General features: G+C 42.9%; 12 protein-coding genes and 1 tRNA gene. 9 read left to right on the top strand and 4 right to left on the bottom strand.

Translation table 11 applies throughout. From position 1 onward, the window contains the following. Positions 1–49: 49 nt before the first annotated feature. The 4 genes from QUB26_RS01820 to QUB26_RS01835 all read left to right on the top strand — a co-directional run bounded on the left by QUB26_RS01820 (position 50) and on the right by QUB26_RS01835 (position 3354). The gene (locus tag QUB26_RS01820) at positions 50–334 is read left to right on the top strand and encodes a hypothetical protein (protein WP_333316313.1); all 285 of its coding nucleotides are present in this window, start codon (positions 50–52) and stop codon (positions 332–334) included. A 109-nt stretch (positions 335–443) separates the two neighbouring features. Further along, positions 444–734 (top strand): EAL domain-containing protein, encoded by a 291-nt coding sequence (locus QUB26_RS01825; RefSeq protein ID WP_333239477.1) that lies wholly within the window; start codon positions 444–446, stop codon positions 732–734. Positions 735–844: 110 nt separating this feature from the next. Beyond that, complete coding sequence (locus QUB26_RS01830; RefSeq protein ID WP_333302600.1) at positions 845–1732, top strand: alpha/beta hydrolase; 888 nt, start codon at positions 845–847, stop codon at positions 1730–1732. 14 nt (positions 1733–1746) lie between these two features. Continuing rightward, positions 1747–3354 (top strand): diguanylate cyclase domain-containing protein, encoded by a 1608-nt coding sequence (locus tag QUB26_RS01835; protein WP_333316315.1) that lies wholly within the window; start codon positions 1747–1749, stop codon positions 3352–3354. A gap of 72 nt (positions 3355–3426) precedes the next feature. On the opposite strand, the gene QUB26_RS01840 is transcribed toward QUB26_RS01835, so the two are convergent. Beyond that, positions 3427–3499, bottom strand: a tRNA-Arg gene (locus QUB26_RS01840). An 86-nt stretch (positions 3500–3585) separates the two neighbouring features. On the opposite strand from QUB26_RS01840, the gene QUB26_RS01845 reads away from it, so the two are divergent. The 5 genes from QUB26_RS01845 to QUB26_RS01865 all read left to right on the top strand — a co-directional run bounded on the left by QUB26_RS01845 (position 3586) and on the right by QUB26_RS01865 (position 11287). Then, on the top strand, positions 3586–3783 hold the full coding sequence (locus tag QUB26_RS01845) for a hypothetical protein (protein WP_333056790.1): 198 nt from the start codon (positions 3586–3588) through the stop codon (positions 3781–3783). Between the two features lie 83 nt (positions 3784–3866). Then, a complete protein-coding gene (locus tag QUB26_RS01850) occupies positions 3867–6734 on the top strand; it encodes an ATP-binding protein (protein WP_333316317.1) in 2868 nt (955 codons plus the stop codon). Then, entirely contained in the window at positions 6727–8163 is a 1437-nt protein-coding gene (locus QUB26_RS01855; protein ID WP_333316319.1) for a response regulator, read from the top strand. The genes QUB26_RS01850 and QUB26_RS01855 overlap by 8 nt, the downstream gene beginning before the upstream one ends. Before the next feature lie 125 nt (positions 8164–8288). Further along, positions 8289–8684, top strand: a complete 396-nt coding sequence (locus tag QUB26_RS01860; RefSeq protein WP_333056787.1) for a response regulator — start codon at positions 8289–8291, stop codon at positions 8682–8684. Then, positions 8681–11287, top strand: a complete 2607-nt coding sequence (locus QUB26_RS01865; protein WP_333316321.1) for a PAS domain S-box protein — start codon at positions 8681–8683, stop codon at positions 11285–11287. The genes QUB26_RS01860 and QUB26_RS01865 overlap by 4 nt, the downstream gene beginning before the upstream one ends. Before the next feature lie 104 nt (positions 11288–11391). Here QUB26_RS01865 and QUB26_RS01870 read toward each other — a convergent pair whose 3' ends face one another. The 3 genes from QUB26_RS01870 to QUB26_RS01880 all read right to left on the bottom strand — a co-directional run bounded on the left by QUB26_RS01870 (position 11392) and on the right by QUB26_RS01880 (position 14352). Beyond that, the gene (locus tag QUB26_RS01870; protein WP_333239399.1) at positions 11392–12480 is read right to left on the bottom strand and encodes a response regulator; all 1089 of its coding nucleotides are present in this window, start codon (positions 12478–12480) and stop codon (positions 11392–11394) included. A gap of 125 nt (positions 12481–12605) precedes the next feature. Then, positions 12606–14108: an ATP-binding protein gene (locus tag QUB26_RS01875; RefSeq protein ID WP_333316323.1), complete on the bottom strand. Its 1503-nt coding sequence runs from the start codon at positions 14106–14108 to the stop codon at positions 12606–12608. Positions 14109–14199: 91 nt separating this feature from the next. After that, the gene (locus tag QUB26_RS01880) at positions 14200–14352 is read right to left on the bottom strand and encodes a hypothetical protein (RefSeq protein WP_333316325.1); all 153 of its coding nucleotides are present in this window, start codon (positions 14350–14352) and stop codon (positions 14200–14202) included. Between the last annotated feature and the right edge of the window lie 286 nt (positions 14353–14638).

Below are 14638 nucleotides of genomic sequence, written 5' to 3' on the forward strand. Positions count from 1 at the left end.
TATTGCCTATCGAACCCAATACCTATAGTTTTTACACAGCAACAATACCTTGGGTCAAATCCAATACCCTGGCGATCGCAAATCTCTTGAATTGTGCTTGGAAAGCCAATACTTGCTGTATGATCAACCTCAGCTCGATTTGCAAACAGGTAGCCTTGCTGGTGTTAAAGTTATAGTAGGAGGCCATTCTCCTGAACAAGGTTGGATTCATCGGCATCGATGTATTCCCATCGCCGACAAAACTGGATTGATTTGGCCCGAAGAGCAAATGGATTTTAGAGCAAGCTTGTGGGCAATATCAGCAGTAGTTAGGATGAGGACTAATTCTTCCTAATATAGCAGTGAATCGGTCGGCACGTCAACTCAGCCAAGCGACTTTAATAGCTAAGAGCGATCGCATTGTTGAGCGCACCGAGATGAAGCCAAAATATCGATAGCTAGAGATTACGGGAACGGCAATGATGCTTAATGTTGACATTCCCTACAATCTTTTGAGCCAATGTTCAGAGCATGGTATGGGGATTTATGTCGATGATTTTGGGACTCGCTATGCTGCTTTTAACAACCTGAAAAATTTTCCGGTGAAGTCGCTCAAAATTGCTCGCTCATTTGTCCGCCATTTAGCCAGCGCTCCGAGCGATCGCGGAATTGCCAAAGCCATAGTTGCCATCCCAGATGGCTTAAATCTGAGCATAATTGCCGAAGGAATGGAAACCCCAGCGAAATGGGAATAGTTACAAGCGATCGCCTAGGAAATCGGGCCGCGTTATATGTTGAGGAAGCCGACCATTGCTGAGTTTGCTATTCATTTAATCCGACATCCTCAATAGTTGTCTACCGCTATGTGGGCTCAGCAATCCTCCCTCATGAAAGCGCGCAAAAGTCTTATAATCAATTTAATGCTCGTGTCGCTCAAATGACTGAAACAATTCTTCGCAGGAATAATATTAAAGTGTTTGGACAAGGCACCCAGACCATGATGTTTGCTCATGGATTTGGGTGCGATCAAAATATGTGGCGTTTCGTAACACCGGCCTTCGAGAAGGACTACAAAATCCTCATATTTGATTATGTAGGTTCGGGACAGTCTGATATTAGTGCCTACACTCCTGAACGGTACAGCGACATCAAGGGCTATGTTCAGGATGTCGTCGATATCTGTGAAGAATTGGCGTTGACTGATGTGATTTTTGTAGGCCATTCTGTCAGCAGTATGATCGGCCTTCTGTCCTCAATTCAAGCTCCTAATTACTTTAATCGCCTGATTTTCGTAGGGCCTTCACCTTGCTACATCAATGATTTACCAAATTATTACGGAGGGTTTGAGCGCAAAGATATTGAGGATCTCCTCGATATCATGGAGAAAAATTACATTGGTTGGGCAAGCTTTCTGGCGCCAATGGTGATGCAGAATGAGGATCGTCCTGAGTTAACTGAGGAACTTGAGACAAGTTTTTGCTCTACCGATCCGGTGATTGCAAGTCGCTTTGCCGAGGTAACTTTTTACTCTGACAATCGCAGTGATTTACCCAAGGCATCAGTACCTACACTGATATTGCAATGCGCTGATGACGTGATTGCTCCCACCCAGGTAGGGGATTACCTCCACCGCCACCTACCTAAAAGTACGCTACGGGTGATGAAAGCTACGGGACATTGCCCGCACCTGAGTCATCCACAAGAGACGATCGAGATGATTAAGGAGTATTTGAGTGTACCTCATACTACCTGATTTGTATGGCAAACATGACCTACCAGATAGACGAGCTACTCAACACGTCACCCTGTGGATTCCTCTCGTTTGCTGACGATGGTACGATCGTAATGGTCAACGCCACATTACTGCAATTACTCGGATACGAAACCGATGAACTGCGGGGAGAGAAGATGGAATTCATTCTGCCAATGGCCAGCCGAATTTTCTATCAAACCCATTTCTTCCCCCTGTTGAAGCTCCACGGTAAAGTAGAGGAAATTTACTTCTCATTAAGGTCAAAGCAGGGTAGTGATATACCGATGCTGATCAACGCTGTGCGTCGGGAGAAAGGAGGAAGCATCGTCAACGATTGCATCTTGATATGTATCCGCCAGCGTATCCTATACGAAGGTGAAATTATTAAAGCAAAAAAAGCAGCAGAGGCAGCTATTCTCGCCCAAAAGCAAGCAGAAATCGCTCTGCGGAAACAGTACGACAAGGCGATATTACTTCAAGAAATTACTCAACACATCCGTCAATCTCTTGATTTGTCTACAATTTTTGAGATTGCTTCGCAGGATATTCGCTTGTTTCTTGATGCCGAGCGCGTCGGCATATTTAAGTTCGATCCTGATAGTAAATTTGGATATGGTGAGTTTGTTTCAGAATCCGTAGGCGAAGGATGTAAATTGGTAAGCAAAAATCAATTTAACGACCATTGTTGTGGTGAACAATATCCTGAGTCATATCAAGAATGGAGAACGCAGATAGTAGAAAATATCAATAATATTGACCTTCAACACTGTTACCGCGCTCTTTGGAAACAATTTCCGGTTCGGGCTAATTTAGTGGCGCCGTTGCTCAATGGACAAGATTTGTGGGGGTTGTTATGTATTCATCAATGTTCTGCGCCTCGGCAATGGGAAGAATTTGAAGTTGACCTTGTTAAACAGATTGCTAATCAGTTAGCGATCGCCATTAAACAAGCGGATATTTTTCAGAAATTGCAGAAGGAATTGGCAGAAAGGCAGCAGGCTCAAGCGCGGATGAGAGAAATTAATCAACAACTGGCACTCTCTAACGAAGAACTAGCGCGCGCTACTCATCTCTTAGAACAAGTGGTAAATATTGATGGGTTGACTCAAATTGCTAATCGTCGCTGTTTTAATGACCGCTTAGAGCATGAATGGCAGCGGCTATACCGGGAAAAAAAACCTATTTCTCTTTTGTTGTTTGATGTGGATTATTTCAAACGTTATAATGATTCCTACGGTCATCAAATGGGGGATAGTTGTCTGTTCAAACTTGCTCAGACGGTGCAAGAGGTGGTGTACCGTCCGGCGGATTTAGTGGCGCGTTACGGCGGAGAAGAATTTGCCATCATTTTGCCTAATACAGATATTGAAGGAGCGAGTTCGGTAGCCCAACGGATTCACGCTGCTATTCAAGCTTTACATATTCCTCACAAAACCTCTGATGTGAGCGATGTAGTTACTATTAGTATGGGTATCGCCAACTTAATTCCGATTTCGGAACTATCATCGGCTGACTTGATTGCGCTTGCCGATCGTGGACTCTACCGTGCCAAGCAACAGGGGCGCAATCAGTCCCGGATCTGCGACTACAGCGGTGATTCGATTTTTGACACTGACGCTTAAATCACAATAATTGAGACCGAGGATAAAAATTTGTCCCCGGTCTATCAAAATCAGTCATTCTATAAATCTACATGAGCACGGAGGGATTTGAACCCCCGACCCTCAGGACCGGAACCTGATGCTCTATCCACTGAGCTACGTGCCCTCGACTTTCTGAAGTATAACACGTCTTGCGGAAAATGGCGAGTGCCGATCGCAAATTTCCTGGCCGGCCTCCAAACCGCTTGACCCATGCGGGTTAAACTCGCCCGCGCGATCGGGTATCAGGCCATTCTCGCAGCCAGAGACGGCAACTTTTACCTAAATGGTAACAATAATACGACAATGGGTAAAATAATAGACTTTAATCGACCAAACATTAGGTTCACAAGCGATCGGGGTCGAGCATCTACCACAGCTAAAATAGCCCGCATCAATTCCCCTAGCTAATCGGCAGTAAATAAATGGTGCTGCAGTTAAGACAGGTTGTGCAAATACGGTTCTAGACTAAGTTCACCAAACCCCTCAATCTTATGGTTTCTAAAATTTTAGACAAATTATCGCTGCGAACTGTTCTCATAGTTCCATTTGTATTGCAAATCGTGGGAGCCGTGGGACTCGTAGGATATCTGTCTTTTAGAAACGGACAAAAAGCAGTTAATAACCTTGCCAGTCAGTTAATGAGCGAGGTGAGTTTGCGGGTCGAGCAAAACCTGCAAGTTTACCTAACAACTCCCCATCAAATCAATCAAACCAAGCTGGATGCTGTCAAACTCGGGTTGTTAAATATGGACAACTTATCAGCTTGGGAGAAATATCTTTGGCGCCAAGTACAATTATATCCATATATCAATTTTACCTCCATTGGCAACAAGAATGGAGACTATCGAACCGGAGAGAAACTGTCAAATGGCTCTCTAATGATTAATTTATCAGGCAAATCTACTGGTTTTGATTTTTATTCTTACCATACTAATGATACAGGCGATCGCACTACCCTAGCAACAGTTGTCAAAAACTTTGACATCCGCGAACATCCTTCGTACAAAAATGCGGCTCATCTCGAACAACCAACTTGGAGTTCCGTTTATATTTCGTTTCTAGAACCAACCTTAATACTCAGTGCGCTCCAACCTGTATACGAGAACAATCAGCTACAAGGAGTATTAATTAGCGCCTTGCGTCTCGACCATATTGGGAGTTTTTTAAACAGTCTCAAAATTGGCAAATCCGGGCAAGCATTTATTATGGAAAAGAATGGTACTTTACTGGCAACTTCAACTGCCGAACAACCATTTCGCATCAAAAATAATAATAAGAAAGAACTGTTCAAAGCAGAAGAGAGTGTTGACCACTCGACTCAAGCTACAGCTAAATATGTAGCAGTTCGTTTTCAGGGATTAAAGCAAATAAAAACTTCCTATCTCTTTAATTTTGAAATAGAGGGCAAGCGACAATTTGTAAAAGTTCTACCGTTCCAAGATGGCAAAGGTTTAGACTGGCTGATTGTGGTAGTTGTTCCCGAATCAGATTTTACCAAAGAAATAGATGCTAATACCCAGACTACTATTTGGCTATGTTTAGCAGCTTTAGGAGTAGCTTTAGTTATCGGCATTCTGACTTCTCGCTGGGTGACAAATCCTATTTGGCGCTTAAATACAGCAGCCCAAAATATTGCTAAAGGTGAATGGGATAAAACAGTAGAAAGCGAACGCTCCGACGAATTGGGGGAATTAGCCAAGTCATTTAACAGCATGGCTCAACAATTGCAACAATCTTTTGAAACTTTAGAACAGCGAGTGCAAGAGCGGACGGCAGAATTGGCTATAGCTAAAGACAAAGCGGAAGTAGCGAATCAAGCTAAAAGTACCTTTCTTGCTAATATGAGTCACGAATTGCGATCGCCTCTCAATGCAATTCTCGGTTTTTCCCAACTGATGACTCGCAGCCAAACTCTATCCCCAGAGCATCAAGAAAATATTAGCATAATTAGCAGCAGCGGAGAACACCTCCTTACCCTGATTAATAACGTGCTGGATTTATCTAAAATTGAATCGGGGCGCACCACCCTCAATCCCCAAAAATTCGACCTCTATCGCCTGCTAAACGACGTAGAAGATATGTTTCAACTCAAAGCAGATGACAAGCACTTGCAGTTGATTTTTGACTGCAGTCCCGATGTGCCACAATATATAAAAACTGACGAGTTAAAGTTGCGGCAAATCTTAATTAATCTGCTCAATAATTCTCTTAAGTTTACCGAGGCAGGCTGTGTAGCGGTAAGAGTTAGCAAGCAGTCCTTATGCCGAAATCAGCAGGCACAAGGGGGAATTTCTTCTGATTTTGCAGTATCAAAACCTACAGATTTTTTCGCCATAAATGGTCTTAAAATATCTCAAATCAGTCAGTCGAACAACCAAATCATTGCAACCCCAAATGACGATGCAGCTTCTACCTCTTCCTTCTTCCTTCATTTTGAAGTCGAGGATACTGGTCCCGGTATTGCTACCAATGAATTAGACGATATTTTTGAACCTTTCGTGCAAACCAAGACAGGCAAAGATTCGCAAGAAGGTACTGGCTTGGGATTGCCCATCAGTCGCAAATTTGTGGAATTAATGGGCGGTGAAATGAGCGTCAGTTCTGCTGTTGGTAAAGGAACGAATTTTCAGTTCGATATTCAAGTTATTGCTGTCGATGCGGCTGATATTGAACGCCCAAAGCCGATCAGGAATGTTATAGGCCTGGTTCCCAACCAACACACCTATCGAATTTTGATAGTAGACGATAAACCGCTCAATCGCCAATTGTTAATTAAAATCCTCTCTCCTCTGGGTTTTGAACTAAAAGAAGCGAATAACGGTCAAGAAGCTATTGAGATTTGGGATAGTTGGGAACCGCATCTCATTTGGATGGACATGAGAATGCCTGTGATGGACGGCTACGAAGCTACGCAATACATTAAAGGTACTATTAAAGGTCAAGCTACTGCGATTATTGCGCTGACAGCCAGCGTTTTGGAGGAAGAACGGGCAGTTATTTTATCGGCGGGTTGCGATGCTTTTATGAGGAAGCCTTTCCGGGAACCCGATATTTTTGATGCTATGCACAAACATATCGGAGTGCGCTATATTTATGAAGATCCGGCTCAAAGTGATTTATCGGCAATCAAAGAGGGCGATCGCGCTATGAGTGCGACTGATTTCGTAAAATTGCCTGATTCACTGGTAGCTGATTTAAAGCTAGCAATACAGAATGCAGATATGGATTTAATTGATACTTTGATAGAGCAAATTCGCTTAAAGGATGCAGTAACGGCAGGTGCGATCGCAAATTGTATAGAAAATTTTGAGTACGACAAACTTTTAAAATTAATATCTCAAGCAATATCACATGAATAACAACATTCCTAGCACCGATCGCGGTAATATTTTAGTAGTTGACGATACCCCAGCTAATTTGCGGCTGCTAGCCGGAATTTTGAACAGCAAGGGCTATAAAGTGCGCCCAGTACCTAGCGGCGAGTTAGCGCTTTCGGCGGCAAAAGGTATGCCTCCCGATTTGATTTTGCTGGATATTATGATGCCCGAAATGAATGGATATGAAGTTTGCGAAAAGATCAAAGCTGATGAACGAACTTGCGACATCCCGGTGATTTTTATTAGCGCGATTAATGACGTACTTGATAAGGTCAAAGCCTTTGCTGTGGGCGGGGTAGATTATATTACCAAGCCCTTTCAGGTGGAAGAGGTTCTAGTGAGAGTAGAAACCCATTTAGCAATGTGCCAGTTGCGAAAAAAACTCCAACAGAAAAACAATGAACTTACAGTTACTTTAGACCAACTGCAAGCTACTCAGAATCAATTAGTGCAATCGGAAAAAATGGCGGCATTAGGGCAACTGATTGCGGGCATTGCTCACGAAATCAATACGCCGTTGGGAGCGATTCGGTCGTCTATTGGAAATATTACCAGCTTTTTGGATAACAATCTGGAAAGCTTGCCAGTTTTTTTTAAAGAACTGTCTGCTGAACGCCAGCAAGATTTCTTGCGTTTGATGTACAGTTCTAGTCAACAAAATTACTCTTTATCTACTCGAGAAAAACGGGTATTGAAAAAAGGAGTGAAGCAGCAACTAGAGTCGGAAGGTCTTGACAATGCTGACAGCCTTGCTAGCATTTTAGTCAATATCGGATTGCAAGGAAATTTGCAAGAATTCTTGTCGTTGCTCAAAGATCCTGACAGCGAAAATATTATAAAAACAGCCTACGACTTTGCTAGCATTCACAGAAGCGCCCGAACCATCGCTACCGCTACTGAACGCGCTGCAAAAGTTGTCTTTGCCCTGAAAAATTATGCGCGTTACGATGTAAATGGGGAAAAAATACAAGTGAATATTACGGATGGAATTGAAACTGTATTAACTCTTTACCAAAACCAAATCAAGCAGGGTGTGGAAGTGTTCAGAAACTATCAAGATAAATTGCCTGTGGTACTATGTTATCCTGATGAACTCAATCAAGTTTGGACAAATTTAATTCACAATTCCTTACAAGCGATGGACAATCAAGGGACTTTAACAATTGACGCGCTACAACAAGATACCAGCCTCTTGGTAAAAATTATTGACAGCGGTAAGGGGATTCAACCAGAGATTATTCCGAAAATTTTTGAGCCTTTTTTTACCACCAAACCTGCGGGAGAAGGCAGCGGATTGGGACTGGATATTGTCAAAAAAATAATTGAAAAACATCAAGGTAAAATTGATGTGGAGTCGAGGCCCGGTAAAACAGTATTTACCGTGTGTTTGCCGATTAATTTAACTGAGTAGCTAAAGCGCCGGATGCTGAAGTCGGGGGCGAAAATTTGCAGTCTAGCCGCGCAGAATGTAGAATTTGGAAAACGGTGTACTGCCCATGGGGGTTCACCCTACCCCACTAAAGAAGGAAACTAGCGATGTCTAAATCAGCAATTTTGTGTGTGGACGATGAAGTAGGAGTGTTGGAAAGTCTGGAAATTGAACTGCAACAGGCATTTAACGGTAAATATCTTTGCGAATTTGCTGAAAGTGCTGCCGAAGCCCTGGAAATTATTGAAGAGCTATGTGAAGCTGAGGTTAATATTTTAGTAATTGTCTCTGATTGGTTGATGCCCGGAATGAAAGGAGATGAGTTGCTGATTAAAATCCACCAAAAATATCCGCAAATTGTGACAGTGATGCTGACAGGACAAGCCGACAAAGAAGCAATCGAACGCACAAAAAATCAAGCTAATCTTCATGCTTTCATAGAAAAACCTTGGCAGAATCAAGAATTAATTGAAGCGATTAAGTCTGGTCTAGCAAATTTATGAAAAAACCAGTCATTATTTGTGTGGATGATGAGCAGACTATACTCGATAGTCTGGAAATAGACCTCCTAAAAGCCTTTGAAGATAAATATTTAATTGAAACGGCCCAAAGTGGCGAAGAAGCTTTAGAGTTGCTGTCAGAACTTTTAGCAGAACAGTATGAAGTTCCTTTGGTTATTTCGGATCATATCATGCCTAGCATGAAAGGAGACGAACTATTAAGGAGCGTTCATGCTATCTCGCCGAACTGTCTCAAAATCATGCTGACGGGCCAGGCCGATTTGGATGCGGTAGCCAATGCTATTAACTATGCTAAATTGTACCGATATATACCTAAACCTTGGCAATGTGATGACTTAAAATTAACGGTCACTGAGGCAATATATAGATATTTTCAAGATAAACAATTAGCGGAAAAACAAAGAGAACTGCAGGAAATGAATCAGGAGTTGGTAAAATTAAACCGCAAGCAGGCGATGCTGATTGCCAAACTCCATGAAAACGAAAGTCGCTTGACGCAATATTTAGAAGCTATGCCATTGGGCGTGTGTGTACTTGATGCAAACGGGCAATCTTTCTACGCTAACCAGAAAGCGCGGGATGTATTTGGCAAAGGCACTGTGCCACATATTAATTCAGAGCAAAAAGCAGCTATTTATCAATTCTATAAAACCGGGACTAATCAGAGATGCCCTGTGGAAGAATTGCCAATTATGCGGGCGCTTAGGGGCGAAAATGTGCGGACTGAGGGTGTAGAAATTCGTACAGCTAATAAGATTATTCCTGTAGAGAGTTGGGCAACTCCAATTTATGATTCTACAGGAGACATTTCCTATGCGATTATTGCTTTTAGTGACATAAGTGAACGCAAGGAAGCTGAAGCGGCGCTAATTCAAGCTGAAGAGAAGTATCGCGGGATATTTGAAAATGCTCTAGAAGGTATTTTTCAGACGACGCCGGACGGACATTTTATCAGTGCGAATCCTGCTCTGGCGGAAATTTACGGCTACGATTCTGCGTCAGAATTGATAGAAAGTATTAATGATATTCAGCAGCAATTGTACGTGGAACCGAACCGCCGTCAAGAGTTTTTGGGGCTGATGAAACAGCACGGTACTCTGTGTGAGTTTGAGTCTCAGGTTTACTGTCGAGATGGCAGCATTATCTGGATTTCTGAGTATGCGCGCACAGTTTATGATGCTAACGGTGAAGTGCTTTACTATCAGGGTTTTGCTAAGGATATTAGTTTGCAAAGACAGGTAGAAGTGGAACGAATTAGGTTTACTAATGATTTAAAAAAAGCTTTGGCAGCCGAAGAAAAGTTAAATGAGGCACTGTCAGAAAACGAAAGCCGATTGACTCAATTCCTGGAAGCGATGCCAGTAGGAATATTTGTTGTGGATGGTAAGGGTAAACCTTTTTACATGAATTCTTGGGGCGAAAGGATACTAGCCCAAGGTTTAATTTTTGATGGGGGTACTGAGCAATTTCCTGAAGCTTATCATTTTTACGACGCTGGAACTAATCAATTGTATCCCAGGGATAGCCAACCGATTGTTCGGGCGTTGCGGGGAGAATTTGTGCGTATGGACGATCTAGAAGTTCATGGGTCGGATCGGATTGTGCCGATCGAGGTTTGGGCGACTCCAATCTACGACGAACGGAAAAACATAGTTTACGCCATCGCGGCTTTTCAAGACATCACGGAACGTCTAGAGGTAGAAACCGAGCGCCGCCAATTCACAGACGAGTTGCAAAAAGCTTTAGCAGCAGAAGAAAAATTAACAGATGCTTACGGGCGGTTTGTGCCGCACCAATTTCTCCACTTTCTGGGATATGAAAGTATTCTGGAAGTCAAATTAGGCGATCAGGTACAGAAAGAAATGTCGGTGCTGTTTTCAGATATCCGCGATTTCACTTCTCTTTCGGAAAAAATGAATCCCGAAGAAAATTTTAAATTTATTAATGGTTATTTGTCCCGGATGGAACCGGCAATTACTGACAATTTTGGTTTTATTGACAAATACATTGGCGATGCGATTATGGCGCTGTTTGATGGCAGTGCGGACGATGCTGTGAAAGCTGGAATTGCAATGCTAGAAGAGCTTAACGAGTATAATATTAGTCGCAATCGACCCGATCGCCCGCCGCTGCAAATTGGCATTGGCATCAATACAGGTTCTTTGATGTTAGGCACGGTGGGCGGCCAAAGCCGGATGGACAGCACGGTAATTAGCGATGCGGTAAACTTAGCCTCCCGCGTGGAAACTTTAACGAAAGAGTATGAGGTTTCGATGTTAATTACTCACAATACTTTTATACAGTTAAACGAGTTTTATGATTTGAGGTTGATCGATCGCGTAGCAGTTAAAGGCAAATCGCGAATGGTAACACTTTATGAAGTATTTGCGGCAGATCCGCCAGAGTTACGACAGAAAAAGTTAGAGACAAAGACCATCTTTGAGCAAGCTTTGGTACTCTACAATAGTGACAAGTGTGGCGAAGCTATAAGATTGTTTTCGGCCTGCTTGGAAATCAACCCTAATGATAAGGTAGCTCAAATTTATATGCAGCGGTGTCTGAAAGGAGCGATCGCTCCTGCATAATACCATTTTAGAGTTGAGATTTAACAATTGGGAATGACTTATGCCATAAGGGTGGGAATTTTGCCTACAGTTGTATTCTTTTTGGAAACTGGAATAATCATGGTTTAGACAGGCAGGGAAACGCAAACTATGGTTTCTTGCTGCGGCAAACTTTCTATTTTAAATTCTCCGCCGTGCAATTCTACAAGGCGTTGAACAATAGCCAAGCCCAATCCCAAACCTGCTTGTTGGTAAAGTTTGCGATCGAACTGCCTGTAAGCTTCTAGCTGTGCAATCTGATCGTTAGTCATACCGCGGCCTTGGTCTTTGACAGACAGAATAAAAGTCTGATTTTCGACGAAAGTGCGTAATAAAACAGGCGTTCCTTCTAAAGAAAATTTGAAGGCATTGTCCAATAGTTCTTCAACAATTTTTGCGAGTCTGACAGAATCAATAGCAACCGACGAATCTTGCAAGTTTAATTGTAAATCGTCGGTTCTATTCGCGTGTTTTGCTTGCTGCCGCGCTTTTTGACTCAGCAAAGATTTTACACAGCTAAATTCGCTGTTTCGCATCTCCTTTAGCAGTTCGGGATTGGTGGCTGCTATCTCCAGTTCTGCATACAGCAAAAAGTTCTGAATCAGCCGATACAAGCGATGACCGGAAGTTTGAATTTGACCGATCATCTCTAAGATATCTGATTCCTCTAAGACCTGATATTCTGACAGAATTAGCTCAGAAAAGCCCAGAATTGCATTCAAAGGAGTCCGCAATTCGTGGGGCAGCGACATACTAATATTAGTGCGTAATTCGTCTAGCGTCTTTTGAGATTGTCGGCTAATTGTTTTTTGTTTTTCAAGTCTAATAGCAATGGCTTTTAGCAATTCTTGGGGCGTACAGGGCTTAGTAATGTAATCGTCAGCTCCCAGTTCCATGCCCGTGCGAATGTCAACTTTATCGGCTTTGGCTGTGAGGAAAATAAACGGAATTGTGGCAGTCAATGGTTCGGATCGCAAAGCTTTGATGACGCCGTGACCGTCTACTTCCGGCATCATCATGTCGCACAAAATTAAGTCGGGGATTTTTTCGATCGCCAATTTGATGCCGACTTGGCCGTTACTCGCTCCTATTCCTTCAAAATTCTCGGCTTCCAGCAACTCTAAAATATTCTCTCTAATCGCTTCTTCGTCTTCTATTACCAAAATCTTAGCCACGGTGCTAGCTCCTTTTTGTTAGTAGTTTGTTGGAAAAATTCTAGGTTCAGATACTTGATAAGTTTGTTTGTTAGGGGCTTAATTAATCGTTAAATCGCAGATATATATAGTTGATAATTCAGTTCTTATTGACAGGGATCGCAAATTAAAGGCAAGGTAATAGTGAAAGTTGTGCCTTTTCCTTCTTGACTCTCGATCGCAAGTTGGCCGCCGTGAAGTTCCACAGCCCTCTTCACAATTGCTAAGCCGAGACCTGTTCCCGAAATAGTGCCGACATTTGGAGCTCGGTAAAAAGTTTCTAATATCCGCTCTCTATCGGCTTGGGGAATGCCGATGCCCTGGTCTTGAACTTGGAACACAGCTTCGTTGTTTTGACAGTTGAGGTGCAAGGAAACTGTACTGCCGACGGGGGAATATTTGATGGCATTTGAGAGGACATTTCCCAAAATTTGCTGCAGCAGTTTTTCATCCATTTGAGCCTCGCAGTCGCCGCCTTCGTATTGAAAGGCGATCGGGTGTTGGTTGCTGTCGTTGAGCTGCTGCTCTTCTACCAGTTGACGGCAAAATTTTTCGAGGTTTAAGGAAACCGGTTGAAACTGCAAGGTATTGGCTTCGATTTTGCCAATTACGAGGATATCTTCTAATAACTCTGTCATGCGTTTAATTGCTAATTGAATCCGCACAAAATGAGTAGATTTTTTATCTTGGGGCCACTGAGAACTGTAATCTTGCAGCAATCCAGCGGAAAATTGGATGGTTGTCAAAGGTGTGCGAAACTCGTGGGAAACCATTGTGACAAATTTAGCTCGCAGTTGTGAAAGTTCCTTTTCTCGTGCGAGGGCTTTGAGAATTTCCGCTTCTGCTCGTTTGCGATCGCTAATGTCACGGGCTTCCGCTATCAGCAGCAAAATTTGTCCTGTCTCATTTTTAACAGGTTTCAGTGAGAAATCAACTGTCATAATTTGGCCACTTTTGCCTAACAAGTCGATTTCGCTGCGGAAAAACTCGCCACGACTTGCTTTGCCGATCGCGCATTGCAATTGTTCGGAAACCTGTGGCGACTTGCCCCAAACCGCCATTTCCCAAATCGGGCGGCCCACAATACCCTCCGATCGCAATCCGGCAAAATCGAGGGTTGTCTCGTTGACTTCCAGCACAATTCCTTCGGGAGTCAGCAGCTTGGTTAGCTGAAATGATGAGTCAAAAATCGCCCGAAAGCGGCGCTCGCTTTCCCGCAGCATTTGAAAGGTTTGAGAGCGTTCGATCGCGTAGCGGATCGTCCGCACTAATAATTGAGTAGTAATTTGACCTTTGACAATATAATCTTGAGCTCCCAAGCGAACTGATTCGAGGGCGATCGCCTCATCGTCCAAGCCTGTCATTACCACCATTGGCACATCAGGAGCAACTTCTCGCAGGCGAGTTAGGGTTTCCAAACCGCGGCTGTCGGGCAAAGAAAGGTCGAGCAAAACTACATCAAAGGGTTGTTTACACAGTTGTGCGATCGCCTCATGCAGGAACTCAACAGACACCAGTTCCCACTCGACGCCCACAGATACTTCTAACAGTTCTGCAAGCAAATCAGCATCAGCCGGATTGTCTTCTACTAACAGAATCTTAATCCACATAGCTTAGACGTTTTTGACTATAAAAATTTTACTCTACCAATCTTAGGTTAAACTTTTTTGCTTTCCCTTACCATTTTCAACTTGAAAATTATTATTTGGGAACTGTCACCACCACCAGCCACCAATCCTCAATCCATCTCACCAGCTTAGCCACTTGACTAAAATCGATAGGCTTAGTGATGTAGCACCGGGCTGACAGGGCATAAAACTTGAGCATATCTTCATCGGCTGCTGAGGTTGTCATTCGATTTTAGATTTTAGATTTTAGATTTTAGATTGACTTGCGCGAGATAAATTGGGGGGCTTGAGGATTTTAGATTTTAGATTTGGGATTGATTCCACGGATAAATCTGGGGGCTTGTACCATCAAGAAATTCGCTTGTCATAATTACCACCGGAATCATTTTTAACTTGAGTGTTGAGTTGATTTATATCAATATTTTTAACCTTTTTTTTAGGCAAAATTAAGTTAATCAGAATTAAATTAGACCGAGAAGGCGAACCGAAAAGCCTGCTTTATTCAATAAACT

This window comes from Microcoleus sp. B4-C1, assembly GCF_036705285.1.
In the GTDB taxonomy this organism is placed as follows: Bacteria; Cyanobacteriota; Cyanobacteriia; order Cyanobacteriales; family Microcoleaceae; genus Microcoleus.

Coding starts and splice junctions, on each gene's coding strand:
- QUB26_RS01880 (WP_333316325.1), bottom strand. CDS start 14,352: ATGACAACCTCAGCAGCCGATGAAGATATGCTCAAGTTTTATGCCCTG.
- QUB26_RS01875 (WP_333316323.1), bottom strand. CDS start 14,108: ATGTGGATTAAGATTCTGTTAGTAGAAGACAATCCGGCTGATGCTGAT.
- QUB26_RS01835 (WP_333316315.1), top strand. CDS start 1,747: ATGACCTACCAGATAGACGAGCTACTCAACACGTCACCCTGTGGATTC.
- QUB26_RS01855 (WP_333316319.1), top strand. CDS start 6,727: ATGAATAACAACATTCCTAGCACCGATCGCGGTAATATTTTAGTAGTT.
- QUB26_RS01845 (WP_333056790.1), top strand. CDS start 3,586: ATGCGGGTTAAACTCGCCCGCGCGATCGGGTATCAGGCCATTCTCGCA.
- QUB26_RS01865 (WP_333316321.1), top strand. CDS start 8,681: ATGAAAAAACCAGTCATTATTTGTGTGGATGATGAGCAGACTATACTC.
- QUB26_RS01850 (WP_333316317.1), top strand. CDS start 3,867: ATGGTTTCTAAAATTTTAGACAAATTATCGCTGCGAACTGTTCTCATA.
- QUB26_RS01860 (WP_333056787.1), top strand. CDS start 8,289: ATGTCTAAATCAGCAATTTTGTGTGTGGACGATGAAGTAGGAGTGTTG.